Raw genomic sequence first — 24,098 nt, forward strand, 5'->3', positions numbered from 1 at the left:
AGCCGCAGTTTCCTGCGGCTTTTTCATTATGCGACCCGTCTGTCAGGCTGCGGGCAAAGCCAGTGCCGAGTGCATCTTGCTGAGAGCTTTCTGCTCGATCTGGCGGATACGCTCCGCAGAAACGTTGAATTCGGCGGCCAGTTCATGCAGCGTGGCGGCATCGCCTTCGCGCAGCCAGCGCGCCTCGATGATGCGGCGGCTACGCTCGTCCAGTCCGGTCAAGGCATTCGCCAAACCTGTGGTTTGCAGGCGTTCGCGTTCGGCCGTTTCCAGGATACGCGACGGCTCGTGCTCCTCGCTATCGGCCAGATAATGGATGGGCGTATAGCTTTCTTCGCTGTCGTCGCTGTTGCCCTCAAGCGCGATCTCATGTCCCGCGAATCGCGCTTCCATTTCCACCACGTCGCGTTCGCTGACGTTGAGTTGCTGAGCGATCTCACTGACCTGTTGCGGTTTGAGCGGCTCCAGTCCCTCCTTCAGGCTGCGCAGGTTGAAGAACAGCTTGCGTTGGGCCTTGGTGGTGGCGATCTTTACCATGCGCCAGTTGCGCACGACGAATTCGTGGATCTCGGCGCGAATCCAGTGCAGCGCGAACGAAACCAGACGGACGCCGCGATCCGGGTCGTAACGCTTCACTGCTTTCATCAGGCCGATATTCCCTTCCTGAATCAAATCGGCCTGCGGCAAGCCGTAGCCGGCATAACCGCGCGCCACGCTGACAACCACCCGCAGGTGGGACAGAACCAATTGTCGCGCAGCATCCAGGTCATTCTCGGATTTAAAACGCGTAGCCAACGCGAACTCTTCCTCCTGCGTGAGCACGGGGAACAGATTTACTGATCGAATATAGCTTTCCAGGCTGCCTGTGGCAGATGGAATTGGCAGATTCATGGTTGCATTCATTATTGGCCTCCTTACGGGGAGTATATTAGCACTCATGCAGTTTGAGTGCCAGAAGGGGGTGAAGTTCAAACAAGGGGTAAGGATGTGCTACCTGAATCAATCTGGTTATAAAAGATCGGAGCGATGGCCGATTGTGCAGAAAAAAGCGGGGTGGCGGCAGTTCAGAGATTCAGCGTGGTGCGATCTGCGACAAGTGCCGCGCCACCGACAGCCAGGCGCCCAGCCAGCCGAGATAGGCCGAGAACAGCAACAAGGACAGGCTGTCTCCGGCAGACAGGGGGCGGAGTGCGAACTGGCTGCCGTAGAGTTGCGATAGTGCATCGAGCTGGTGGTTGAGCAGTAACAGGCTTGCCGTGATGATCAACCATGCCGCGATTCCACCGAGCGCTCCTTGCATCGCGCCGAAATACAGGAACGGCCTGCGGATGAAACCGTTGGTCGCGCCGATCAGCTTTGCGACCTCGATCTCGTCGCGCTGGGTGAGTATCTGCAGGCGGATCGTATTGAAGGTGATGGCGATCAGCGCAAAACTGAGCAGGCTGGCGAGGATCAACACCGCAAGATGACCGAATTTGAGCAAGGCCTCGAGTTTGTATGCCCAGGCAGAATCGAGCTGGGCCTGCTCGACGCCGGCTTGCTTCGACAATTCCTGTTGCAAAGCATCCAGAGCTTGCGCGTCGGCATTTCTGGGATGCACGACAAAGGCATCCGGGAGCGGGTTCTTGTCCAGTCCGCCGATCACGTCTGCGAGGCCGGTGCTTTGCTTGAGTTGCTCCAGCGCCTGGGCTCGCGGGACGAAGTCGGCGCTGGCGATGGCGGGATGTTGCGCGAGTTGCTTGCGCAGTTTGTCGATGTCGTCGTCCTTGACCTCCATGTCGAGGAACAGGCTGATCTGGGGCGTGCTGGAAAGCTGGGTAACCAGTCCCTGGGCGTTATGCAGCAATACATAAACGCCGGATGGCAGCGCAAGCGCGATGCCGATCACAAGGATGTTGAGCAATCCTGCCAGAGGCGAGGCAAACATGCGGCGCAGCGCGGTGCGAAGTACGGCGATATGCATGGCAAAAGCGGACATCATGATCGCAACTCACCTTCCTTCAAGGCGAGCACACGCACCTGGGTATCCTGCAATACGCTGGCATCGTGCGTGGAGATCAGCAGCGTGACGCCGACTTGGTGGAACGACCTGAATATTGCCATGATCTCCTGCGCGTATGCCGCATCCAGATTGCCGGTCGGCTCGTCGGCCAGCAGGATGGCCGGGCGGTTCACGATGGCGCGCGCGATGCACAGGCGCTGCTGCTCGCCGCCAGACAGCGAGATGGGCTCGGACTTCTCGCGATTGAGCAAGCCGACCTTATCCAGCGCGGCGCGCACGCGCTTGCTGCTTTCGCGGTGATCGAAGCCGCAGATCTGCAATGGCAACAGCACGTTATCGAACACATTACGGTCGAACAGCAGTTTGTGATCCTGGAAGACGATGCCGAGATTGCGGCGCAGATAAGGCAACGCGCCGTCCTTGAGCGCACCGACGTTCTGGTTGTTGACCAGCACGCTGCCCGAGTTGGGACGCTCGATCGCGGCGATGAGTTTGAGCAGCGTGCTCTTGCCCGCGCCGGAGTGACCGGTGAGGAACACCATCTCGCCCTCGGCGATGTCGAACGAGACGTTCTTCAGCGCCTCATAGCCTCCGGGATAGCGTTTATGGACCTGGTTGAAATGGATCACGGTTCCAGCCCCATCAGTGCCGCGACGAAATCTTCCGCGACGAACGGGCGCAAGTCGTCCAGCCCTTCACCAACGCCGATGAAACGCACCGGGATCGGGTGCGCTTTGGCGATGGCGGCGATCACGCCCCCCTTGGCGGTGCCGTCCAGCTTGGTCAGGATCAGGCCGGTCACGCCGAGCGCCGTATCGAAAGCCTTGACTTGCGACAACGCGTTCTGCCCGGTATTGGCATCCAGTACCAGCAGTACTTCATGCGGGGCATCGGGCAAGGCCTTGGCGATCACGCGCTTGACCTTCTTGATCTCTTCCATCAGGTGCGCCTGGGTGGTCAGGCGTCCGGCAGTGTCGGCCAGCACCACGTCGATCTTGCGTGCCTGCGCCGCCTGCACCGCGTCGTAGATCACCGCGGCCGAATCGCCACTCTGCTGCGCGATCACCGTCACGTTGTTACGCTCGCCCCAGGCCATCAATTGCTCGCGCGCCGCGGCACGGAAGGTGTCGCCAGCCGCCAGCAGTACCGATTGGCCCTGGCTTTGGAAATGTTTGGCCAGCTTGCCGATCGAAGTGGTCTTGCCTGCGCCATTCACGCCGCACAGCATGATGACGAACGGCTTGTGCGGCCCCTCCGGCTGATCAAACCGGGCCTGCAGCGGCTGTGCCAGTGGCTTGAGCAACTTGAACAGGCAGTGAGCGAGCGCTTCCTTGAGCTGCGCCGCCTCGTTCAGGCGTTGTTCCCTGACCTGGTGGCGCAGGTCGGAGAGCAGCGCGTTGGTCGCATCCATGCCGACATCGGCGGTGATGAGGATGGTTTCCAGTTCCTCATACAGGTCGTCGTCGATTTTCCCGCCGCGCCCGAACAGGTCGGCGAACTGGTTGCCGGTGCGTGCCAGACCGGCTTTCAGGCGTGCGACCCAGCCACCACCGGATTGGGTGTTAGACGATTCGGACGGATTCTTTTTCAGAAAACTGAACATGCCGGATAGGGTCGGGATATGGAAAAATGGGGCATAATGCGCGCGCATTTTATGCCGATTACACCTTGAAGGGCTAGAGACATGAAAGTTTATCTGTTTTGCATCGCACTGTTGTGCGGGTGGGTGCAGACCGCCGCGCAAGCCGAAGTGTTCGAGCGTACCCTGGCGAACGGGCTGAAGGTGATCGTCAAGGAAGACCATCGTGCACCGGTAGTGGTACAGCAGATCTGGTACAAGACCGGCAGCATGGATGAACGCACCGGCGTGACCGGCATCGCGCACGTGCTGGAACACATGATGTTCAAAGGCACCAAGGCGGTGCCGATGGGCGAGTTCTCCAAACGCATCGCGGCGGCAGGCGGCCGCGAAAACGCCTTCACCAGCTACGACTACACCGCCTATTTCCAGCAATTGCACAAATCGAAACTGCCGCTGGCGATGCAGCTGGAATCGGATCGGATGCAGAACCTGACCCTTTCGGCTGCCGAATTCTCCAAGGAAATCAAGGTGGTCATGGAAGAACGGCGCTGGCGCACCGAGGATGAGGCGCACGCGCTGCTGCAGGAAAAGATGATGGCGACGGTCTATCAGGAGCATCCCTACCGGCATCCGGTGATCGGCTGGATGAGTGACCTGGAATCGCTCACGGTGGGGGATGCCAAGGCGTGGTACACCCGCTGGTACGCACCCAACAATGCCACGCTGGTCATCGCCGGCGATGTCAGTGCGAACGAAGTGTTCGCGCTGGCGCAACGCTATTACGGCGGGATCCCGACGCGCGTGATGCCGTCGCGCCGTGATTATGATGAACCCGCGCAGACCGGCATCAAGCGGCTGGTGGTCAAGGCACCAGCCGAATTGCCGCATGTCGTGATGAGCTTCCATGCGCCCGTGCTGCGCGATCCCGGGCAGGACTGGAAGCCTTACGCGCTGGAGATACTGGCCGGGGTGCTGGACGGCAGCGAATCGGCGCGCCTCAACAAGCATCTGGTGCGCGAACAGCAAATCGCCAGCGGTGCGGGCGCAGGCTATGACTCGGTATCGCGCGGCCCGGGTCTGTTCATCATGGAAGCCACGCCCAGCGCCGGCAAGACGGTGGTTGATGTCGAAGCCGCGTTACGCCGCGAGATCGCGCAACTGGTGCAGGACGGGGTGAGCGAGGAGGAGCTGAAGCGCGTCAAGGCGCAAGTGACGGCAGGCGAGGTGTACAAGCGGGATTCGGTGTTCTATCAGGCGATGCAGATCGGCCAGATGGAAAGCATCGGGCTGGGACACCGCGTGATCCCGCTGATGCTGGAGAAATTGCAGGCGGTTACCGCCGAACAGGTGCGCCAGGTCGCCGGTGAATTCCTTCAGGAAGACAATCTGACCGTTGCGGTGCTCGACCCGCAGCCCCTGTCGGGCAAACCGAAAACCAGGATGGAGGGCAACTCGCATGTTCGCTAGATTCGGACTGGCCGGCCTTGTTGGCACGGCAGCATTGTGCTGCGTTGCGACCTTCGCCTGCGCGTCGCCCCAGATACAGCACTGGCAGAGCGCCAGCGGTGCGCGGGTGCTGTTCGTTGAGGATCACGACATCCCGATGCTCGATGTGTCCGTGGCTTTCCCGGCAGGCAGCAGCTTCGATACGATCGAGCAATCGGGGCTGGCAGGCCTGACGCACCACATGCTCGACCTCGGCGCGGAAGGCCTGAGTGAAGACGACATCTCGCGCGGCATGGCGGATATCGGCGCCCAGTTCGGCGGCGGCTTCGACCCGGATCGGGCCAGCGTGTCCCTGCGCACCCTGAGCAGCGCGGCGGAACGCGACCGGGCGCTGGATATCATGGCGCGCGTGCTGCAGCACCCGGCGTTCCCGGAAGCGATCCTGGCGCGTGAAAAGGCGCGGGTCATCGCCGCGCTGCGGGAAGCCGAGACCAAGCCTGAAGCCATTGCTGGCAAGGCTTTCAGCAAGGCCGTTTACGGCGCGCATCCTTATGCGCTGCGCGCATCCGGCGAAGTCGCCAGCGTGGAAAAACTCGCGGTGCGGGACTTGCAGGAGTTCTATCGCACGCACTACCGGGCCGGTGGCGCGGTCGTCGCCATCATGGGCGACGTGACGCGTGCCGGGGCCGAGGCCATCGCGCAACAGCTTACCGCGCAATTGCCGCAGTCCGATGCGCAGGTCGCGCTGCCCGACGTCACCACGCGTATCGCAGCGAGCGAGCAGCGCATCGACCATCCCGCCAGCCAGAGCCACATCCTGATCGGCGCGCCGGGCATCGCGCGCAGCGACCCGGACTATTTCACGTTGTATGTCGGCAACTACATCCTCGGCGGGGGCGGCTTCGTATCGCGCCTGATGAACGAGGTGCGCGAGAAGCGCGGCCTGGCCTACAGCGTGTACAGCTATTTCATGCCGATGAAACAGCCCGGCGCGTTCCAGATCGGCCTGCAGACCAAGAAGGAACAGGCCGACGAAGCTCTGCAACTGGTGCGAGGCACGCTGGCCGAATTCATCGCCAAAGGACCGACCGAAAAGGAATTGACCGCAGCCAAACAGAACATCGGCGGCGGCTTTCCGCTGCGCATCGACAGCAACCGCAAGATACTCGAATATCTCGGCGTCATCGGCTTCTACGACCTGCCGCTGACCTATCTGGACGACTTCCCGCGCAAGGTTGAGCAGGTCAGCGTCACGCAGATACGCGACGCGTTCGCACGCCATCTCGATCCGCAGGCGATGGCGACGGTCATCGTGGGCGCGCCGGATGGGGCGGCAAAATGAACTTCAAATGCTTTTGTCCACGAAAGACACGAATTATTCTTGTTGAACATCCTCTTTCGTGCCTTTCGTGTTTTTCGTGGACGGTCCGATTTTAAATTGAACAAGGTTCGCATCATCGGCGGCGAAATGCGCAGCCGCATCATCACCTTTCCCGATGCGGAGGGGTTGCGGCCCACGCCGGACCGGGTGCGCGAGACGCTGTTCAACTGGCTGGGGCAGACGCTGCACGGGCGCAGCTGCCTTGACCTGTTCGCCGGCAGCGGCGCGCTGGGGTTCGAGGCCGCTTCGCGCGGCGCCGGGCGCGTGGTGATGGTGGAAAAGAATCCGCGCGTGGCAAAAGCCCTGCAGGACAATGTCCGCAAGCTGGGGTGTGGGAATGTTTTCGTGCGGGCGCAGGATGGGCTAGAATTAGCAGCCAATGATGCGTTGCGATACGACGTGATCTTCCTTGACCCGCCCTTCGATAGCGACTATCTGCCCAGGCTGCTGGAAATATTGCCGCAGCGATTGAACGAGAACGGCAGGCTGTATGTCGAGTCCGGCGCGGCGATAGCGGTTCCGCCGCCGTGGCAAGAGATCAAGTCGGGCAAGGCGGGGCAGGTGCAATACAAATTACTGGAGCTGGTCGATGATTAAGGTGGTTTATCCGGGAACATTCGATCCCATCACGCGCGGCCACGAAGACGTGGTGCGGCGTGCCGCCGGACTGTTCGGCGAGGTCATCGTCGCGGTGGCGGAAAGCCGTACGCACACGCTGTTCTCGCTGGATGAGCGGGTGGACATGGCGCGCGAAGCCTTTGCGGATTTCGGCAACGTGAGGGTGGAGGGTTTCAGCGGCCTGCTGATGAGCTTCGTACAGGCGCAGAATGCGCGCGTGGTGTTGCGCGGATTGCGCGCGGTATCGGACTTCGAGTACGAGTTCCAGCTCGCGGGGATGAACCGCAACCTGTACCCGGAAATGGAAACGCTGTTCCTGACGCCGGCGGAGACATACACCTTCATCTCGGCCACCATGGTGCGTGAGGTGGCGCGCTTCGGCGGGGATGTCAGCCAGTTCGTCTCGCCTGCGGTGGCGGACAGGTTGCGCAAGAAGAATCAATAGAACTTAACAGGAGGAGAAACATGGCACTGATTATCACCGACGAATGCATCAACTGCGACGTATGCGAGCCGGAATGCCCGAACGACGCGATCACGCAGGGCGACACCATCTACGTGATCGACCCGGACAAATGCACCGAATGCGTGGGGCACTACGACACCCCGCAATGCGTCGAGGTGTGCCCGGTGGACTGCATCCCCAAAGACCCGGCGCACGAAGAGTCACAGGAACAACTGCAAGCCAAATATGAACGGCTGATGGCTGCCAAGTAGTCGCTTAGCGTTGTCGCACAACAGCCGCACGGGGATCCTGTGCGGCTGTTTCTTTTGCGGCTATGCATTGCTGTCCCTATGTTTCACTGGTCGGGAATTTCATCTGCTGTGGTATCCCCTGCGGACGAAATTCCCACCTGCTGAAATGACCACCGAGGCGGATATCTATGATGCTTTATTTCCGCCAGATGTCCCTGATCGGCTCGGCGTCGCGGCTGTAGCCGAGCGCGGGCAGGCCGTAGAAATCCAGCAGCGTGCGCAACACGTTGTAGTGGTCGATGGGCTGGTTGCTCCTGCCCGCCTTGACCATCGGGCCGACCATGATCGTCACGATGCGGTTCCGTTCCTTGTAGTTGTCTTCGTCCCAAGTCAGGATCAGCAGGCTGTTGTGCTTGAAGGCCCATTCGACATATGGCGCGATGTGCTTTTCCAGCCACGCGTCGGCCATGTAGAAACTGCCGTCGTGCATGTCGTTGTCCTGGTCGGGGATGACGAAAGACACGGTCGGCAGCTTGTCGAAATCCTGCGGGAAGTCTGCGAAGCGCCGGTTCAGTTCGGCGGGGGTGCTTGCTCCCTGCCAGTTCGCCAGCGGGTTGTGCTTGCGCTGGTACGCGCCGGACATGCAGCTCAGGTCGCCGGTCGCGGGCAGTGATTCGGCATAGCTGGCGAAGCTCAATCCGTTTTTCCGCAGCACGGTGGCAAGGTTGTCGCCGTCGAAACGGAGCGGGCAGGCGTTGCTGGTGACGCCCTGCGTCGAGCCGGAGAACAGGGCCAGATAGTTCGGCTGGCTGGGGTGCATGATGCCGTAGGAGTTCGTGAACAGCGCGCCTTGTTTTGCCAGTTTGTGGATGTAGGAGTCGCTGTTGCGCTTGTCCATGATCTGCGCATAGCCGCGGTTCTCTTCGATCACGACGACCACATGGTCGGGGCGCGGCAACGGCGTGGCGCGGGCTGCGGGTATGCCGGCAAGCAGGGCCAGCGCGGCAAGCAGGGCGAACTTCATGTTTTCTCCGGCATGATAGATGGCATGCCGGATGATACCCCATTTCATTTTTGGCAATGTGCGCAGTAGAAGCTGGAACGTTGGCCCTGCCTGATCTGCCGGATGGTCGTGCCGCATTTGTGGCACGCTTCGCCTGCCCGGCCATAGACCCGGTAGGTCTGCTGGAAGTAGCCGGGCTGTCCGGCCGTATCGACGAAATCGCGCAGGCTGCTGCCGCCGAGATCGATGGCTTCGGCCAGCGTTGCGCGAATTTCTCCGACCAGTTTTGCGCAACGCGGCAGGCTGAGCTTGCCGGCGGCGAGCCGGGGCCGGATGCCGGCGCGGAACAGCGCCTCGTTGGCGTAGATGTTGCCAACGCCGACCACCACACGGCTGTCCATGATGCATTGCTTGATGCTGACGCTGCGCTTGCGCGTGGCCTGATAGAGGTAGCGCGCATCGAACTTGTAACCCCCTCCCCCTTGCAGGGGGAGGGTTGGGGAGGGGGTAGATGCTGTACATGGCCGCTGTTCTACCCCCATCCTATCCTTCCCCCTGTGAGGGGGAAGGAATAGGTCGTGTTCCTCCAAAGGCTCCGGGCCGAGCGTGGCGAGCAACGGGTGGGTGGCCGGATCGCCCTTGTGCCACAGCACCGCGCCGAAGCGGCGCGGGTCGCGCAGCCGCATCAGCATGCCATTGTCCAGCACCAGGTCGAAGTGGTCGTGTTTTTCCGCCGGCGTGCCGGCGGGCAGGATGCGCAAGCTGCCGGACATGCCAAGATGCAGGATCAGCGTGCCGCTGCCGCAGTCTGCCAGCAGGTATTTGGCGCGGCGTTCCAGCGAGAGGATGGTGCGTCCGCGCAGCAGCTTCGGCAGGTTCTCCGGGATCGGCCAGCGCAGGCTGGCGTTGCGGATGACGACATCTGCGATGGTCGCGCCGACGAGATGCTTGGCCAGGCCGCGCCGGGTGGTCTCTACTTCGGGCAGTTCGGGCATGATTTCAGGGCTGGTGGTCCGGTGAATTCATCATGTCAAAAAACGGTGTCCACTAAAAACACGAAAGGCTCGAAATTATGAGCGCGTGGAAAGCGATGGCGCCAAGGGACCAGGTTCGCCATCGCCCGGCTATGCCGGGCGATGAATCATTTGTTTCCCCTGATTGCCCGGCAATACCCATGCAAATTTTTGTGGTTTTCGTGGATGAATCGCTTTTCAGTTCTTGCGGCGGCGCCACCAGATGGATGCGCCCACGCCTGCCAGCAGCAACGGCACGATCAGCAGGAAGCCGACACTGATGACGGTGAGTTGCGTCTTGCTGAGCGCGAGGTCGCCGTCTTTTATGGCGCGCGGTTGCAGCGTGATGAGATGCTCGTCGCTGGATAGCCAGTTCACCATGTTCACGCCCAGGTCGACGTTGCCGCCGTTGCCGGCGAAGCTGTTGGCGAGGAACGCGCCGTTGCCGACCACCACGATGCGCTGCTCGCGATCGTTGACGTCGCGTTGCAGGGACAGTGCGATGACAACGGGGCCGGGGGTGTCGTGCCGTTTGTCGAAAGCCGGCTTGCCCGGTTTCGGGTAGCGGCTCACCCATCCGCGCGGCGCGACTTCCAGCAGCACGTGGCGTTGCCATTCGTCGTCCTCGTTCCAGGCCAGCGGACGTGCTTCCGGGAATGCGGTGATCAGGTTGAAGTCGCGCGTGACGGGGTGCGGCGTATAGGCTGCGCCGAGCGACCACGAAGCGGGCGCATTCATTTCGGTGGCGGACGGGTCGATCACAATGCCGGGCGGCAACAGCAGGCCGAGCCTTTCGGCGAGCGGTTCCAGTCCGCGCAACGGCCCGGCATCCGCCAGCCAGAGCAGGTTGCCGCCGCGCTCGACATAGCGCATCAGCTTGTCCGTTTCGCCGGGCATCAGATCGACCTGCGGTTGGGTGACGACCACGACGCCGGCGTTGTCCGGCACTTCCTGCGCCAGCGCCAGATTCAGGCTGCCGATGCGGAAGCCGTTCTGCCCGAGCTTGGCGCCGAAGACCAGTCCCAGGTCGTGGTTGGCCTGCCCGTCGAGCTTGCGCTCGCCGTGCCCGTCCAGATACATCACGATCTGGTCACGGTTGTGCGCCAGACGCAGCAGCGCGCTGGTGAGCGTCTGTTCGTTGATCAGGGTGAGGTGTTCGCTGCGCCCGGCGTACTCGACCACCATCTCGCCGTTCAACTGGATACCCGCGTCGCGCGCCTTCTGTTCCTCCTTGACCGGGTCGATGAACACCAGTTCGATGTCTTTTTTGTAACGCTGATAAAGCGAGACGAAGTCGCGGATGATCTTGCGGATGTCGCCCAGGCGCGGGTCCTGTTCGGTGGCGTACACGGTGATGTTGACCGGGCCGTCCAGTTGCCCGAGCACTTCGATGCTGCCGGTCTCCAGGCTGTTGATGGCGCTCTGCGTGACGTCGCGCTGCAAATGGTGTCGCGTGGCGAGGTAACCCAGCCCGGATACGGTCGTGGTCAGCAGCAACACGAACAGCAGGTTGCGCAACGACGGGGTGGTGAGGAATCTGCGCAGCATGGCTTATCCGTAGAGGCGGTTGTTATGCAGCCGCTTCATCGTCAGCAGCAGGAAGAAGGCGGTGAACAGCAGGAAGAAGGCGACATCGCCACTGTCCAGCAAGCCGGCATTGAAACTCTCGAAGCGCCTGAACGGCGAGGTGAGGTGCCAGACCGAATCTTCCGCAGACGCGCCGATGTCGGCCAGCCACAGGCCGGCCAGCACCGCCAGCGCCCCGATGGCGGCGATGACGGGTTGCGTGGTCAGCGCGGAGACGTACAGTCCCAACGCGACATAGCAGGCGGAAAGCAGCAGCAGGCCGAGCAGGTTGCTCAGCAGCAGGCCGTGGTCGAGCTGCGTGCCGAGCGCCAGGGTATAGACCATCAACGGCACGCCGGCCATCAGTATGGTCAGGAAGGCCATCAGTCCGAGGAATTTGCCGAGCACGATATGCCGCCCCGACAGTGGCGCCGACAGCAGCAGCGTGAGCGTCTGGCTGCGCCGTTCCTCGGCGATCATGCGCATGGTGAACATCGGCACCAGCATCATCAGCAGTATCGCCACGGTATTGAACAGCGGCGCGGCCACCATGGCGGTCGCGCCGGGCGGGTTGGCGAGCTGGGCGAGTTGCGGCTGGATCTCCAGGAACGCCTCCAGCCGCGCCAGGAAGAACCAGGCGAGGATGAATTGCAGCACCGCGAGCACGAACCAGGTCGAGGGCATGGCGAACAGGCTGCGCAGTTCGCGCATCGCCAGCAAGGTGATCAGGCGCATCATGGGCGGTCTCCCGTGGCGGCGTTTTCGGCATCGGTGATCTTGACGAACACTTCTTCCAGCGTGGTCTGTAACGGGGTGAGCTGTTCCAGTTGCCAGCCATGTTGCGCGGCCAGGGCAAGCAACGTGCTGCCGGGATTCTCTCCCGGCGCATGCAACACGCGGAAGCGGGTGTCGGACAGCCGTTCGACGCTGGCGATGCCGGCGATGCCCTGCAATTCGTCCAGGGCGGGCGGGTTGCCCAGGCTGACGGTGAAGCCGGATACGCTGCCGTACTGCTGCATGCGCGCGCTGGTATCGCCGTAGATGAGCCTGCCGTGTTGCATGATCTCCACGCGGTCGCACACGTTTTCCACTTCGCCGAGCAGGTGGGTGGACAGGATCACGCTGTACGTGTTGCCGAGTTCGCGGATCAGGCTGCGGATATCGCGGATCTGCGCGGGGTCGAGGCCGACGGTCGGTTCGTCCAGCACGATCACAGCCGGCCGGTGGATGATGGCTTGCGCGATGCCGACGCGTTGCTGGTAGCCCTTGGACAGGGTGCCGATGATCTTGCTGCCGACCGTCTCTAGGCCGCAGCGCTGCCGGGTCTGTGCCAGCGCATCGGCGACAGCGTCGCGCTGCAGGCCGCGCAGCCGTGCCGCGAAGGTCAGGTAATCGTCCACACTGAGTTCGCGGTATAGCGGCGGCGTTTCCGGCAGGTAGCCGATATGCATCTTCGCGAGCGTCGGGCGTTGTTGCAGGTCGATGCCGCAAATCTCGATCGTGCCGCTGCCGGGCAGCAGGCAGCCGGTCAGCATCTGCAGCGTGGTGCTCTTCCCCGCGCCGTTGTGGCCGAGCAGGCCGAGCACTTCGCCGCGCTTCAGTTGCAGGGATACGTCGCGGATCACTTGTCTGTTGCCGAAGCTGCGCGTCAGGTTGCGCGCGGAGAGCGTGATTTCGGATGGGGCGTTGGACAAGGTAGGGGTGTGTCGTGGTTGTGGGTTCGGCTAAATATAACCTAATATGTGCGCCCGCATCAAAAGCAGTTATCGCCATGTGTTCATATAAATACCTTATCGTCGGCAGTTTGTTGCTCGGCGCCTGTGCGCAGGCGCCGCAGCGCGCCGAACCGGCACAGTCTGCGCCGCAGCCCGCGCCGCAGGCAGAGGTCGCACCGGTATTGCCCGACGTCGAATTGAGCGACGAGCTGCTGTACGAATTCCTGCTGACCGAGATCGCCAACCAGCGCGGACACAAGGCGCTGGCCGTGGAAGCGAGCGCCGATCTGGTCCGGCGGACGCGCGACCCGCGCATGGCCAGGCGCGCCGCGCAACTGGCGTTCGAATCCGGCGACATGGAAAAGTCCGTCGAGGCGTTCCGCCAGTGGCAGGAACTCGAGCCGACCTCGCCGATGGCGGGCCGGATGCTGGCTTCGATATTGTTGCGCGGTGGCAGGCTGGACGAGGCGCAGCAGGAGCTGGCCAAGGTGTTGCAGGCCGAACAGGCGAATGCAGGGAAGGTTTTCCTGCAGATATTGCAGTCGGTCGCCTCGCATCCGGACAAGCCAGCCGTGCTGAAACTGCTGCGCAATCTTGCACAACCCTATCCGAGCGTTGCCGAGGCGCATTGGTCGGTGGCCCAGTTGGCGATGCTGGCGGGCGACACGGTCGTCGCGCTGGACGAAGCGCGCCAGGCGCGCACCCTGCGCCCGGAGTGGAGCAGTGCGGTGTCGCTGGAGGCGCAGTTGCTGATGAAGGATGCGCCGCAGCAGGCGCTGGAAGTGTTGCGCCGCTATCTGTCCGGTTTTCCGGACGAGCGCGAGATCCGCCTGCAATATGCGCGCGCTGCTGCAGCAGAAACAGTACCCGCTTGCGCGCGCCGAATTCCAGCGCCTGGCGCAGGCGACCCCGGACAATCCCGACCTGGCGTTCGCGATCGCGCTGATCTCGCTGCAGCTGAACGACCTGCAGGGCGCGGAGACGCAGCTCCAGCAGGCGCTGGCCAAGGGCAAGAAAGACAGGGATACGGTGCAGTATTACCTCGGGCAACTGGGCGAGGCGAAGGAGGACGAGAACAAGGCGCTCGCGCATTACCTCGAGGTGAAAGGGGGCGAATTCCACTATGCGGCGCAATTGCGTGCGGCCTACCTGCTGAACAGGCGCGGCAAGCCGGACGAGGCGCTGGAATACCTGCACCGGCTGCAGCCTGCCGATAACCAGCAGCGCGTGCAGTTGTTGCTGATCGAGGCGCAATTCCTGCGCGACGCGAAGCGCACGGAGGATGCCTATCGGGTGTTGCAGCAAGGTCTGGAAAAACTGCCCAATCATCCCGACCTGCTTTACGAGGCTGCGATGCAGGCGGACAAGCTCGGCAAACATCAGGTGTCCGAACAATTGCTGCGCAAGCTGATCCAGATCAAGCCGGATCATGCACACGCCTACAATGCGCTGGGTTTCAGCCTGCTGGAACGCAACGAGCGCGTCCCGGAGGCGGTCGCGCTGGTGGAGAAGGCCCTGCAGCTCGCGCCGGATGATGCCGCCATCATGGACAGCGTCGGCTGGGGTTACTATCGCCTCGGCAGGCTGGACGACAGCGTGAAGATGTTGCGCAAGGCCTTCGGTGCCAATGCCGATGCTGAGATCGCCTCGCATCTGGGCGAGGTGTTATGGGTGCGCGGCGACAAGCTGGAAGCCAGGAAGATCTGGCAGGACAGCCTCAAGACCAATCCCGGCAACGAAGTGTTGCAGGCGGTGATGAAACGGTTCGTGCCTTGAAGCGGACACCGGATCTCCATTTTTGGGCGAATTGCTGCTTACTGGTCGTTCCGTTGTTGCTGGGTGGTTGTGCCGGGTTGTCGTCAACGCCCGCGCCGGTGTTGCGGCCTGCGCAGGCCGAATCCGCATCGTTCACCTTGAACGGGCGCATCGCGATCAGCCATAACGGCACGCGCCATTCGGCAGGGTTGCGCTGGGCGCATCGCGCGCAGTCCGACGAACTGCTGCTGCTCGCGCCGCTCGGTGCCACGGCTGCGCGCGTCTACCGCGATGCGGACCAAGCGACGCTGGACGACGGCGACAAGCATTACCGGGCCGCCGATGCGGAATCGCTGATGCAGCAGGTGCTGCACTGGCATCTGCCGCTGAACGGCCTGCACCGCTGGGTGCTCGGGCTGCCGGACGCCGGCAGCGCGGCACGGGTGGAGCGCGATGCCGGCGGGCGGATCGTCGTGCTGTATCAGGACGATTGGGAGGTGCGTTACCTGCGCTATGCCGGGGACCAGCCGGACAGCATGCCGACGCACCTGCGATTGAGCCGCGAGGGATTGCAGTTGCAGTTGCTGATCGACGAATGGGAGCTTCCATAACCTTGTCGTATTTAAACCACGAAGAACACGAAGAACACGAAGAACACGAAGAACACGAAGAACACGAAGAACACGAAGAACACGAAGAACACGAAGAACACGAAGAACACGAAGGCCGCGAAGGGAAAACCATGCGTTACTTTGAGAACGAGAGTATCTCGAGTACATGTCCTCGGATATCCTTCCCCAAAGATTTCTTCGTGATCTTCATGCGCTTCGTGGTGAGATGATCTTTTCAAAATGACGCAAACCATCACCTGCCCGGCCCCGGCCAAACTTAACCTGTTCCTGCATGTTGTCGGCCGCAGGGCGGACGGCTATCACCTGCTGCAGACCCTGTTCCGTTTCATCGACCTGAACGACACGCTGCATTTCACGCTGCGCGAGGATGGCATCGTGCAGCGCACCAATGGCATCGAGGGCGTTCCCGAGGAATCCGATCTGTGTGTCCGCGCCGCGCGGCTATTGCAGGCCGAGACCGGCTGCGCGCTGGGCGTGGATATCGCAGTGGAGAAGCGCATCCCGATGGGCGGCGGGCTGGGCGGCGGCAGTTCGGATGCGGCGACCACGCTGATCGCGCTGAACCGCCTGTGGTCGCTGGGCTTGTCGCGCCAGCGCCTGATGCAACTGGGGCTCTCGCTGGGGGCGGATGTGCCGGTGTTCGTGTTCGGCGAGAACGCATTCGCCGAGGGGGTGGGTGAGCAACTGCAGGCATGTCCCCTGCCGGAAGTCTGGTACGTGGTGCTTTTCCCTCCGGTGCACGTGCCGACGGCCGGTATTTTTGCGCATCCGGAATTGACACGGAACACTGTTTCCATCACAATGCGCGCCCTCTCGGAAGGGCAAAGCCATCTGCATAACGACTTGCAGCCGGTGGTATGCGAACTTTACCCGGAAGTGGCGCGTTATCTGGCCGTGCTGGATGGCTGCGGAAAAGCGATGATGACCGGCTCCGGCGCCTGTGTGTTCGCCGGATTTCCCGACCGCAGCCAGGCCGAAGCGGCCTTGCGGCAGTGCCCGACGGGATGCGCGGAGTCGTTGCGCAAGGATTGGCAAGGCATCCGTTGCATGATTGGGTGTCCGAGTAGTTTTTATTGGGGAGTCGCCAAGTGGTAAGGCACCGGATTTTGATTCCGGCATTCGTAGGTTCGATCCCTACCTCCCCAGCCAAACACAGTTTCGGCACAGACTGGCGTGAACAGCCTGGGCCGGATTCACGGGGCGCAGGCCCCGCTATCGGATTCTTTGGGGGAATCACGTGTCCTACGACAGCTTGATGGTGTTTACCGGCAATGCCAATCCTAAGCTCGCCGAGGCGGTCGCGCAGTATCTCCATCTTCATCTCGGACGTGCCACGGTGAACCGCTTCTCGGACGGGGAAGTGATGGTGGAGATTCTCGAGAACGTGCGCGGCAAGGACGTGTTCGTGCTGCAATCCACCTGCGCGCCGACCAACGATAACCTGATGGAAGTGCTGGTGATGGTGGATGCGCTGAAACGCGCCTCTGCAGGACGTATCACTGCTGCGATGCCGTATTTCGGTTATGCGCGCCAGGATCGCCGCCTGCGCTCGGCGCGCGTCGCGATCACCGCCAAGCTGGTGGCAGACATGCTGACCAGCGCCGGGGTGGACCGTCTGTTGACGATGGATCTGCACTCGGACCAGATTCAGGGGTTCTTCGACATTCCGGTGGATAACATCTATGCCAGCCCGATCCTGCTGTCCGATGTTTGGAAGAACGATTATCCGAATCTGATCGTGGTGTCGCCGGACGTTGGCGGCGTGGTGCGCGCCCGCGCCCTGGCCAAGCAGCTGGAAGCGGACCTGGCGATCATCGACAAGCGCCGTCCCAAGCCGGGCGTGGCCAAGGTGATGAACATCATCGGCGACGTGTCGGGGCGGACCTGCCTGATCATGGACGATCTGGTGGATACCGCCAATACGCTGTGCGAGGCCGCCAGTGCGCTGAAGGAAAAGGGCGCCGCGCGCGTACTGGCTTACTGTACCCATCCGGTGCTGTCCGGCCCGGCGATCGAACGCATCGAAAACTCGGCGATGGATGAACTGGTCGTCACCGACACCATTCCGCTGAACGAACGGGCGCGGAACTGCGGACGCATCCGCCAGTTGAGTACTGCGGAATTGCTGGCGGAAACGATCCGCCGCATCAATAACGAAGAGTCGGTGAGCTCGCTGTTCACCGAGTAAGGGGATTGGCGGCAGCCATGTCGGTTGCCGCAATGCAGGGATCGTCTGGTCGCGGACGGTCCCGTTTTTTGGAGAAGTGAAATGACGATTGAAATCAATGCAACAATTCGCAAGGCGCAAGGTACGGGTGCGAGCCGCCGTCTGCGTAACACCGGCCGCGTGCCAGGTGTTGTGTATGGCTCGGGTGACGTGATAATGATCGAAATTGATCACAATGAGGTGTTCTACAAGCTTCGTCAGGAAGCGTTCCACGCTTCCGTGCTGACGCTGAATCTGGAAGGCAAGAAAGAGGCGGTGCAACTGCGCGATTTCGTGATGCATCCGTTCCGCGCACAAGTTCAGCACATCGACTTCCAGCGCGTGGACGCGAACAAGAAGATGCACATCAAGGTGCCGCTGCATTTCCTGAACGGTGAAATCGCGCCGGGCGTGAAGCTGGGTGGCGGCAAGATCAGCCACGTGCTGAACGATCTGGATATCGTCTGCCTGCCCAAGGATCTGCCGTCCTTCATCGAGGTGGACTTGGCTAATCTGGAACTGGGCCATTCCATCCACGTGTCCGACGTCAAGCTGCCCAAGGGCGTGGAAGTGGCGACCCATCACCATGCCAGCGATGCCGTGGCGGTCGTGCAAGTGCCGCGTGGCGCAGTGGAGGCCGCATCGGAAGAAGGTGCCGCTACACCTGCCGCAGAAGCCGCTGCGCCAGCCGCAGAAGCCAAGAAGTAATTCACGATCTGAACTGCCCGCCATGTCATCGAACGGTGCATGGCGGGTTTTTCATTTATGAACGCCACTCAAAATTCAGACTTCATCCCAACTACGGCGTTGCGGAAAAATTTCTGGCTTGCATACCATGCATATGCAGCGCGGCGAGATTTTCCCCGCGCCTTGCATTTTGGCGGACTCTGAATCTTTAGAGGTATTCATATGCAAGCCATTAAACTCATCGTTGGCCTCGGCAATCCTGGCAGGGAGTATGAGGACACGCGCCATAACGCCGGGTTCCGGTGGGTGGATGAGCTCGCGCGCCTGCATAACGCCAACTTCAGGAACGACAGCAAGTTCCACGGACTCGTCGCCAAGGCGAGTCTGCACGGACATGAGGTGCATCTGCTCAAGCCGCAGACCTTCATGAACGTCAGTGGCCGGGCATTGGTCGCGCTGGCGCTGTTCTACAAGATATTGCCGGGCCAGATACTGGTCGTGCATGACGAGCTGGATCTGCCGCCGGGCGGCGTCAAACTCAAGCTGGGCGGCGGCCACGGCGGCCACAATGGCCTGAAGGATATCATCGCGCAGCTGGGCAGCCGCGATTTCTGGCGCTTGCGCATCGGCATCGGGCATCCCGGCGAGCGCAGCGAAGTGAGCAATTTCGTATTGAACGCGCCGCGCAAGGAAGAACAGGTGCTGATCGATGAGGCGATGCAGCGTGCGCAGGATGTCTCGCCGCTGGTCATCGAGGGCAAGCTGGAAGCGGCGATGCTGAAGCTGCATAGTAGTTAGGATTTAGGATTGAGGGAATGCGGAGCAGCGGGTTTTGCTCAATCCTGTTATTAGAGGAAAAGCCATGAGTCTCAAATGCGGTATCGTCGGTCTCCCCAATGTGGGTAAATCCACCTTGTTCAATGCGCTCACAAAAGCGGGCATCGCTGCGGAGAACTATCCGTTCTGCACCATCGAGCCCAACGTCGGCATCGTCGAGGTGCCCGATCCGCGTCTCGATGAGCTGTCGAAGATCGTCAACCCGCAGCGCGTGCAGCATGCCATCGTCGAGTTCGTCGACATCGCCGGGTTGGTGGCGGGTGCTTCGAAGGGCGAAGGGCTGGGCAACCAGTTCCTCGCCAACATCCGCGAGACTGACGCTATCGTCAACGTGGTGCGTTGCTTCGACGATGAGAACGTGGTGCACGTCGCGGGCAAGGTTGACCCGATCTCCGACATCGAGACCATCATCACCGAACTGGCGCTGGCCGACCTGGCGGCGGTGGAGCGCACCCTCCAGCGCGAAGGCAAGAAGGCCAAGTCCGGCGACAAGGATGCGCAACACCTGGTCGCGGTATTGGAAAAACTGCTGCCGCACCTGAACGAGGGCAACCCGGCGCGCACTGCCGGCCTGACCGATGACGAGAAGCTGACGGTCAAGCCGCTGTGCCTGCTGACCGTGAAGCCGGCGATGTATGTCGGCAACGTGCTGGAAGACGGTTTCGAGAACAATCCCTACCTCGACCGGCTGCGCGAACATGCGGCACGGGAGGGCGCACCGGTCGTTGCATTGTGCGCCAAGATCGAACAGGAACTCGCCGACCTCGACGATGCCGACAAGCTGGAATTCCTCGCCGATCTCGGCCTGGACGAGCCCGGCCTGAATCGCCTGATCCGCACCGGCTACGACCTGCTCGGCCTGCAAACCTATTTCACGGCGGGCGTGAAAGAGGTGCGCGCCTGGACCATCCACAAAGGCGACACGGCGCCACAGGCTGCCGGCGTGATCCATACCGACTTCGAGAAAGGCTTCATCCGCGCGCAGACCATCTCCTACGTCGATTTCATCGCCTGCGGCGGTGAACATGGCGCCAAGGAAAAGGGCAAGATGCGCGTCGAGGGCAAGGAATACGTCGTGCAGGACGGCGACGTGATGAACTTCCTGTTCAACGTGTGACGGCGCGACGGCGTCGAGCTTGTAGCGACTGCCGCTTGCCGGATCGCTAGAACGGTAGTTGCAATGCCGGTGCGGCCGCCAGCAGGATGCGGCGGAAACTTTCCTGTATCCGGTCCAGCGCGGCGACATCGTCCGCCTCGAAGCGCAGTACGATCACCGGCGTGGTGTTCGATGGGCGCATCAGCCCGAAGCCGTCCGGATATTCCACACGCAGGCCGTCTATCGTGATGACGTCGAGCGCGCCGTCGAAATGCGCTTCCTTCTGCAGTCGTGCGATCAGCGCATGGTTTTCACCTTCTGCGGTACGGACGTGCAGTTCCGGCGTGCAGACCGCGTCCGGCAACGCGTTCAGCGCGGCACTCGGGTTGCCCAGCCGGCTCAGTATCTCCAGCAGTCGCGCGCCCGCATACAGGCCGTCGTCAAAACCGTACCAGCGCTCCTTGAAGAACACGTGCCCGCTCATCTCGCCGGCCAGCAGCGCGCCGGTCTCGCGCATCTTGGCCTTCACCAGCGAATGGCCGGTCTTCCATAGCATCGGTTTGCCGCCGTGCCTGCGTATCCAGTCGAACAGGTTGCGTGTGGACTTGATGTCGAAAATGATCTCCGCACCGGGGTGGCGGTCCAGCACGTCGGCGGCGAACAGCATCAACTGGCGATCCGGATAAATGATCTTTCCGTCCTTGGTGACCACGCCGAGGCGGTCGCCGTCGCCGTCGAAAGCCAGCCCAAGTTCGCTGCCGTTATCCGCCAGCGCGGTGATCAGGTCTTCAAGATTGTGCGGATCGGACGGGTCCGGATGGTGGTTGGGGAAATTTCCGTCCACTTCGCAGAACAGTTCGGTCACCTCGCAACCGAGACCGCGATACAGTTTGGCGGCGAAATCGCCTGCCACGCCGTTGCCGCAATCCACGGTGATGCTCATCGGGCGGGCCAGTTTGATGTCGCCAACGATGCGCGCGAGATATTCCGGCGCGATGTCGTATTGTGCGTAGCTGCCCGTGCCATGTGTGAGATCGTTCTGTTCGATGCGCCGGCGCAGCGCCTGTATCGTCTCGCCGGACAAGGTCTCGCCGGCGAGTACCATCTTCAGGCCATTGTAATCGGGCGGGTTGTGGCTGCCGGTGATCATCACCGCACAGTTGGTGTTGAGCTGGAAGGCGGCGAAATAGGTCATCGGCGTGGCGACCATGCCGACATCGATGACGTCGATGCCGCTGTTCCGGATGCCGCGCGCCAGCGCCCGCGCGAAGGCGGGGCCGGACAGGCGTCCGTCATAGCCGATGGCGATGCCACGCTGGCCGCGCGCCACGGCTTCGGAGCCGATGGCATGGCCGATCCGTTCGACGATATCGTCAGTCAGTGATTTGCCGACGATACCGCGGATGTCATAGGCCTTGAAAATCTCCTTGGGGATGTCACGCATCGTGTCGCTCCATTGCTGGATCGAGACTGGGATCGATCCGGCGCAACTTTTCCCAAGCCAGTCCGGGGGGGAGTTTCATCATGCAATCGAAATGCCCGAGCGGGCATTCGCGCTTGAAGCAGGGGCTGCACTCAATATCGAGCTTGAGGATATGCGCTTTCGCGGACAGCGGCGGGGTGAACTGCGGGCTGCTGGAGCCGAACAGCGCCAGCATCGGGCGATCCAGCGCGGCCGCCAGGTGCATCAGGCCGGAATCGTTGCTGATGACCAGGCGTGCGCAGGACAGCAGGGCGATGGCCTCGCCGATATCCGTTCTCCCGCACAGATTGGCGCACGAGCCGCCCGCGAGCCGGTCGATCTCTTCGGCGACCGGACGATCCTTGCCGGAACCGATCAGCCACACCGTATAACCGTGCTGTTGCAGATGTTGCGCGGTCTCGGCGAAATAAGCCTCCGGCCAGCGTTTCGCCGGGCCATATTCGGCGCCGGGACAGAACGCTGCGACGGGTTTGTCCAGCGTCAGGCCCAGCTTTTCCAGAACGGCATCGCGCTGCGCCACCGGGATGGTCAGAGCCGGATCGGGAATGGGGCGCCGGACCGGCGTGCCGGGCGCCTCGGCGAGTTGCGCGAAGCGTTCCACCATCAGCGGCAGCGCGATCCTGTCCAGCTTGCGCAGGTCGTTGAGCAGCCCGTAGCGGGCTTCGCCGACGAAACCGGTGCGTAACGGGATGTGCGCAAAGAACGGGACGAGGGCCGATTTCAGCGAGTTGGGCAGCACGATGGCCTGGTCGTAGCGCGCTGTACGCAATCGCCTGCCGAGCCGGTAGCGCTCGCCGAGTTGCAATGCGCCATGCGGGAAAGGGTTGATGATGACTTCATGCACTTCCGGCATGGCGCGCAACAGGGCGGCGGTCCAGGGCGGGGACAGCACGTCGATGAGGCAGTCCGGATGGCGTTGCCTGAGACGCAGCAACATCGGCTGTACCAGCATGGCATCGCCTACCCAGCTGGGGCCGATGATGAGGATTCTGCGCATTATGGGGCAGGCATCAAGACCTTTGCACAATGTGGCGAGCGCAGGTCGGGCAAGGAGAAAAGAGGCGGGAAGTCGGAATGTATGCGGTTATACATGAGGGTTTGGAACCACTTTTCGACGAAGTATCACCAAGCGCAGTAGATGTGCAAAGGACTTTTCAATGATGTCCCTTGGGTAGTTCGCCCTTGAAACGATACAGCGTACCGCAATACGGACAACGCGCTTCGCCGCCGTGCTTGAGCGGGAGCGTCACTTTCGGGTGCGCGCTCCACAGGTGTGTGTCCGGCATCGGGCAGCTGAGCGGCAGGTCTTTCGCGGTCACTTCGATATAACGCTGGGTGATGTCTTGTTTGTTCACGTGGTTCCCCTTAAACGTAGTCCAGCCATCCGGCATGTTGCGGATGTTTCCCTGCCACACAATCAAAGAACGCCTGTTGCAGTTTCGTCGTGACCGGGCCGCGCGAACCGCAGCCGATGATCCGGTGGTCGAGTTCGCGGATCGGCGTGACCTCTGCGGCCGTCCCGGTGAAGAATGCTTCGTCAGCGCAATAGACCTCGTCGCGCGTGATGCGCTTCTCGATGATCTCGATGCCCATTTCCCCGGCCAGCGTGAAGATGGAGTCGCGCGTGATGCCTTCCAGGCAGGAGGTCAGGTCGGGCGTGTACAGCTTGCCCTTCTTGACGATGAAGATGTTCTCGCCCGCGCCTTCGGCCACATACCCGTCCACGTCCAGCAACAGTGCTTCGTCGTAGTTGTCGTTGGCGACTTCTTGGTGCGCGAGGATTGAATTGGCGTAGGTCGTCACCGACTTGGCGCGGCACATGTTCACGTTGACATGATGGCGGGTGAAGCTGGAGGTCTTGATGCGGATGCCTTTCTGCATGCCTTCGTCGCCCAGATAGGCGCCCCACGGCCAGGCCGCGATCGCGACATGGGTGGACAGCGTCGTGGCGGCGATGCCCATCGCCTCGGAACCGTAGAAAACGATCGGGCGGATGTAGCAGGATTCCAGTTTGTTCGCGCGCACTACTTCGCGATGGGCCTCCATGATGGTCGCCTTGTCGTACGGCATCTTCATCTGGAAGATATAGGCCGAATTGAACAGGCGGTCGGTATGTTCCTGCAGGCGGAAGATCGCCGTTCCGTTTGCCGCCTTGTAGGCGCGCAGGCCTTCGAAGACGCCCATGCCGTAATGCAGCGTGTGAGTCAGCACATGGGTCGTTGCGTCGCGCCAGGGCACGAGCTTGCCGTCATACCAGATGAAACCGTCGCGGTCGGACATCGACATAAATGGGATTCCTTTGTTTGGGTGAGTCGGTTACAGGGCAACGATTCTAGCTTTTTCCGGCGGGTTTATGAAGCGGCAACATCAAATTTCGGTT

25 protein-coding genes, 1 tRNA gene and 1 pseudogene are annotated in these 24,098 nt (G+C 61.8%); 13 read left to right on the top strand and 14 right to left on the bottom strand.

Annotation, left to right across the window (positions count from 1 at the left end; genetic code table 11):
• Positions 1-42 precede the first annotated feature (42 nt).
• The 4 genes from rpoH to ftsY form a co-directional block, all read right to left on the bottom strand.
• Positions 43-903: an RNA polymerase sigma factor RpoH gene (gene rpoH, locus IPM27_09950; protein ID MBK9161866.1), complete on the bottom strand. Its 861-nt coding sequence runs from the start codon at positions 901-903 to the stop codon at positions 43-45.
• 169 nt (positions 904-1,072) lie between these two features.
• Positions 1,073-1,981: an ABC transporter permease gene (locus IPM27_09955; protein MBK9161867.1), complete on the bottom strand. Its 909-nt coding sequence runs from the start codon at positions 1,979-1,981 to the stop codon at positions 1,073-1,075.
• Positions 1,978-2,631, bottom strand: coding sequence for a cell division ATP-binding protein FtsE (gene ftsE, locus IPM27_09960; protein ID MBK9161868.1), 654 nt, complete (start codon positions 2,629-2,631; stop codon positions 1,978-1,980). The genes IPM27_09955 and ftsE overlap by 4 nt, the downstream gene beginning before the upstream one ends.
• The gene (ftsY, locus tag IPM27_09965; GenBank protein MBK9161869.1) at positions 2,628-3,605 is read right to left on the bottom strand and encodes a signal recognition particle-docking protein FtsY; all 978 of its coding nucleotides are present in this window, start codon (positions 3,603-3,605) and stop codon (positions 2,628-2,630) included. The genes ftsE and ftsY overlap by 4 nt, the downstream gene beginning before the upstream one ends.
• Before the next feature lie 81 nt (positions 3,606-3,686).
• On the opposite strand from ftsY, the gene IPM27_09970 reads away from it, so the two are divergent.
• The 5 genes from IPM27_09970 (at position 3,687) to IPM27_09990 (ending at position 7,746) form a co-directional block, all read left to right on the top strand.
• Positions 3,687-5,051: an insulinase family protein gene (locus tag IPM27_09970; protein ID MBK9161870.1), complete on the top strand. Its 1,365-nt coding sequence runs from the start codon at positions 3,687-3,689 to the stop codon at positions 5,049-5,051.
• Positions 5,041-6,372 carry an insulinase family protein gene (locus IPM27_09975; protein ID MBK9161871.1) on the top strand — a complete coding sequence of 444 codons (1,332 nt, stop codon included), beginning with the start codon at positions 5,041-5,043 and terminating at the stop codon, positions 6,370-6,372. Before IPM27_09970 ends, IPM27_09975 begins: the two co-directional genes overlap by 11 nt.
• Positions 6,373-6,468: 96 nt before the next feature.
• Entirely contained in the window at positions 6,469-7,008 is a 540-nt protein-coding gene (rsmD, locus tag IPM27_09980) for a 16S rRNA (guanine(966)-N(2))-methyltransferase RsmD (GenBank protein ID MBK9161872.1), read from the top strand.
• The gene (gene coaD / locus IPM27_09985) at positions 7,001-7,474 is read left to right on the top strand and encodes a pantetheine-phosphate adenylyltransferase (protein ID MBK9161873.1); all 474 of its coding nucleotides are present in this window, start codon (positions 7,001-7,003) and stop codon (positions 7,472-7,474) included. The genes rsmD and coaD overlap by 8 nt, the downstream gene beginning before the upstream one ends.
• Positions 7,475-7,494: 20 nt before the next feature.
• On the top strand, positions 7,495-7,746 hold the full coding sequence (locus tag IPM27_09990; GenBank protein ID MBK9161874.1) for a YfhL family 4Fe-4S dicluster ferredoxin: 252 nt from the start codon (positions 7,495-7,497) through the stop codon (positions 7,744-7,746).
• Positions 7,747-7,921: 175 nt separating this feature from the next.
• Here the strand turns inward: IPM27_09990 and IPM27_09995 are convergent, their stop codons facing one another.
• The 6 genes from IPM27_09995 to IPM27_10020 form a co-directional block, all read right to left on the bottom strand.
• The gene (locus IPM27_09995; GenBank protein MBK9161875.1) at positions 7,922-8,749 is read right to left on the bottom strand and encodes an acid phosphatase; all 828 of its coding nucleotides are present in this window, start codon (positions 8,747-8,749) and stop codon (positions 7,922-7,924) included.
• Positions 8,750-8,793: 44 nt separating this feature from the next.
• Entirely contained in the window at positions 8,794-9,723 is a 930-nt protein-coding gene (locus tag IPM27_10000) for an Fpg/Nei family DNA glycosylase (protein ID MBK9161876.1), read from the bottom strand.
• A 216-nt stretch (positions 9,724-9,939) separates the two neighbouring features.
• Complete coding sequence (locus IPM27_10005) at positions 9,940-11,289, bottom strand: GldG family protein (protein MBK9161877.1); 1,350 nt, start codon at positions 11,287-11,289, stop codon at positions 9,940-9,942.
• Positions 11,290-11,292: 3 nt separating this feature from the next.
• Complete coding sequence (locus IPM27_10010) at positions 11,293-12,036, bottom strand: ABC transporter permease subunit (GenBank protein ID MBK9161878.1); 744 nt, start codon at positions 12,034-12,036, stop codon at positions 11,293-11,295.
• Between the two features lie 5 nt (positions 12,037-12,041).
• Entirely contained in the window at positions 12,042-13,001 is a 960-nt protein-coding gene (locus tag IPM27_10015) for an ABC transporter ATP-binding protein (protein MBK9161879.1), read from the bottom strand.
• An 83-nt stretch (positions 13,002-13,084) separates the two neighbouring features.
• Positions 13,085-13,858 carry a hypothetical protein gene (locus IPM27_10020; protein MBK9161880.1) on the bottom strand — a complete coding sequence of 258 codons (774 nt, stop codon included), beginning with the start codon at positions 13,856-13,858 and terminating at the stop codon, positions 13,085-13,087.
• A 1-nt stretch (position 13,859) separates the two neighbouring features.
• On the opposite strand from IPM27_10020, the gene IPM27_10025 reads away from it, so the two are divergent.
• The 8 genes and pseudogenes from IPM27_10025 to ychF all read left to right on the top strand — a co-directional run bounded on the left by IPM27_10025 (position 13,860) and on the right by ychF (position 20,256).
• Positions 13,860-14,798 (top strand): tetratricopeptide repeat protein, encoded by a 939-nt coding sequence (locus IPM27_10025; protein MBK9161881.1) that lies wholly within the window; start codon positions 13,860-13,862, stop codon positions 14,796-14,798.
• Positions 14,690-15,388 (top strand): outer membrane lipoprotein LolB, encoded by a 699-nt coding sequence (gene lolB, locus IPM27_10030; GenBank protein MBK9161882.1) that lies wholly within the window; start codon positions 14,690-14,692, stop codon positions 15,386-15,388. The genes IPM27_10025 and lolB overlap by 109 nt, the downstream gene beginning before the upstream one ends.
• Before the next feature lie 240 nt (positions 15,389-15,628).
• Positions 15,629-16,476: pseudogene (gene ispE / locus IPM27_10035) on the top strand (4-(cytidine 5'-diphospho)-2-C-methyl-D-erythritol kinase).
• Positions 16,477-16,483: 7 nt separating this feature from the next.
• Positions 16,484-16,558: transfer RNA gene (locus IPM27_10040), tRNA-Gln, on the top strand.
• A gap of 88 nt (positions 16,559-16,646) precedes the next feature.
• Positions 16,647-17,597, top strand: coding sequence for a ribose-phosphate pyrophosphokinase (locus tag IPM27_10045; protein MBK9161883.1), 951 nt, complete (start codon positions 16,647-16,649; stop codon positions 17,595-17,597).
• A gap of 81 nt (positions 17,598-17,678) precedes the next feature.
• Positions 17,679-18,323: a 50S ribosomal protein L25/general stress protein Ctc gene (locus tag IPM27_10050; protein MBK9161884.1), complete on the top strand. Its 645-nt coding sequence runs from the start codon at positions 17,679-17,681 to the stop codon at positions 18,321-18,323.
• A gap of 201 nt (positions 18,324-18,524) precedes the next feature.
• The gene (gene pth / locus IPM27_10055; GenBank protein MBK9161885.1) at positions 18,525-19,100 is read left to right on the top strand and encodes an aminoacyl-tRNA hydrolase; all 576 of its coding nucleotides are present in this window, start codon (positions 18,525-18,527) and stop codon (positions 19,098-19,100) included.
• 64 nt (positions 19,101-19,164) lie between these two features.
• Positions 19,165-20,256 (top strand): redox-regulated ATPase YchF, encoded by a 1,092-nt coding sequence (gene ychF / locus IPM27_10060; GenBank protein ID MBK9161886.1) that lies wholly within the window; start codon positions 19,165-19,167, stop codon positions 20,254-20,256.
• 46 nt (positions 20,257-20,302) lie between these two features.
• Here the strand turns inward: ychF and IPM27_10065 are convergent, their stop codons facing one another.
• From IPM27_10065 to IPM27_10080, 4 genes are all read right to left on the bottom strand, one after another.
• Positions 20,303-21,679 carry a phosphomannomutase/phosphoglucomutase gene (locus IPM27_10065; protein MBK9161887.1) on the bottom strand — a complete coding sequence of 459 codons (1,377 nt, stop codon included), beginning with the start codon at positions 21,677-21,679 and terminating at the stop codon, positions 20,303-20,305.
• Positions 21,672-22,715 carry a lipopolysaccharide heptosyltransferase II gene (gene waaF, locus IPM27_10070; GenBank protein ID MBK9161888.1) on the bottom strand — a complete coding sequence of 348 codons (1,044 nt, stop codon included), beginning with the start codon at positions 22,713-22,715 and terminating at the stop codon, positions 21,672-21,674. Before waaF ends, IPM27_10065 begins: the two co-directional genes overlap by 8 nt.
• 157 nt (positions 22,716-22,872) lie before the next feature.
• Positions 22,873-23,109, bottom strand: coding sequence for a zinc-finger domain-containing protein (locus IPM27_10075; protein MBK9161889.1), 237 nt, complete (start codon positions 23,107-23,109; stop codon positions 22,873-22,875).
• Positions 23,084-24,004, bottom strand: coding sequence for a branched-chain amino acid transaminase (locus tag IPM27_10080; protein MBK9161890.1), 921 nt, complete (start codon positions 24,002-24,004; stop codon positions 23,084-23,086). Before IPM27_10080 ends, IPM27_10075 begins: the two co-directional genes overlap by 26 nt.
• Positions 24,005-24,098 lie beyond the last annotated feature (94 nt).

The sequence above is a fragment of the Nitrosomonadales bacterium genome, from assembly GCA_016716325.1.
Taxonomy (GTDB): domain Bacteria; phylum Pseudomonadota; class Gammaproteobacteria; order Burkholderiales; family Gallionellaceae; genus Gallionella.

Coding starts and splice junctions, on each gene's coding strand:
- rpoH (MBK9161866.1), bottom strand. CDS start 903: ATGAATGCAACCATGAATCTGCCAATTCCATCTGCCACAGGCAGCCTG.
- IPM27_09955 (MBK9161867.1), bottom strand. CDS start 1,981: ATGATGTCCGCTTTTGCCATGCATATCGCCGTACTTCGCACCGCGCTG.
- ftsY (MBK9161869.1), bottom strand. CDS start 3,605: ATGTTCAGTTTTCTGAAAAAGAATCCGTCCGAATCGTCTAACACCCAA.
- IPM27_09970 (MBK9161870.1), top strand. CDS start 3,687: ATGAAAGTTTATCTGTTTTGCATCGCACTGTTGTGCGGGTGGGTGCAG.
- IPM27_09975 (MBK9161871.1), top strand. CDS start 5,041: ATGTTCGCTAGATTCGGACTGGCCGGCCTTGTTGGCACGGCAGCATTG.
- coaD (MBK9161873.1), top strand. CDS start 7,001: ATGATTAAGGTGGTTTATCCGGGAACATTCGATCCCATCACGCGCGGC.
- IPM27_09990 (MBK9161874.1), top strand. CDS start 7,495: ATGGCACTGATTATCACCGACGAATGCATCAACTGCGACGTATGCGAG.
- IPM27_09995 (MBK9161875.1), bottom strand. CDS start 8,749: ATGAAGTTCGCCCTGCTTGCCGCGCTGGCCCTGCTTGCCGGCATACCC.
- IPM27_10000 (MBK9161876.1), bottom strand. CDS start 9,723: ATGCCCGAACTGCCCGAAGTAGAGACCACCCGGCGCGGCCTGGCCAAG.
- IPM27_10005 (MBK9161877.1), bottom strand. CDS start 11,289: ATGCTGCGCAGATTCCTCACCACCCCGTCGTTGCGCAACCTGCTGTTC.
- IPM27_10025 (MBK9161881.1), top strand. CDS start 13,860: ATGCGCGCGCTGCTGCAGCAGAAACAGTACCCGCTTGCGCGCGCCGAA.
- lolB (MBK9161882.1), top strand. CDS start 14,690: ATGGGTGCGCGGCGACAAGCTGGAAGCCAGGAAGATCTGGCAGGACAG.
- IPM27_10050 (MBK9161884.1), top strand. CDS start 17,679: ATGACGATTGAAATCAATGCAACAATTCGCAAGGCGCAAGGTACGGGT.
- pth (MBK9161885.1), top strand. CDS start 18,525: ATGCAAGCCATTAAACTCATCGTTGGCCTCGGCAATCCTGGCAGGGAG.
- ychF (MBK9161886.1), top strand. CDS start 19,165: ATGAGTCTCAAATGCGGTATCGTCGGTCTCCCCAATGTGGGTAAATCC.
- IPM27_10065 (MBK9161887.1), bottom strand. CDS start 21,679: ATGCGTGACATCCCCAAGGAGATTTTCAAGGCCTATGACATCCGCGGT.
- waaF (MBK9161888.1), bottom strand. CDS start 22,715: ATGCGCAGAATCCTCATCATCGGCCCCAGCTGGGTAGGCGATGCCATG.
- IPM27_10075 (MBK9161889.1), bottom strand. CDS start 23,109: ATGCCGGATGGCTGGACTACGTTTAAGGGGAACCACGTGAACAAACAA.
- IPM27_10080 (MBK9161890.1), bottom strand. CDS start 24,004: ATGTCGATGTCCGACCGCGACGGTTTCATCTGGTATGACGGCAAGCTC.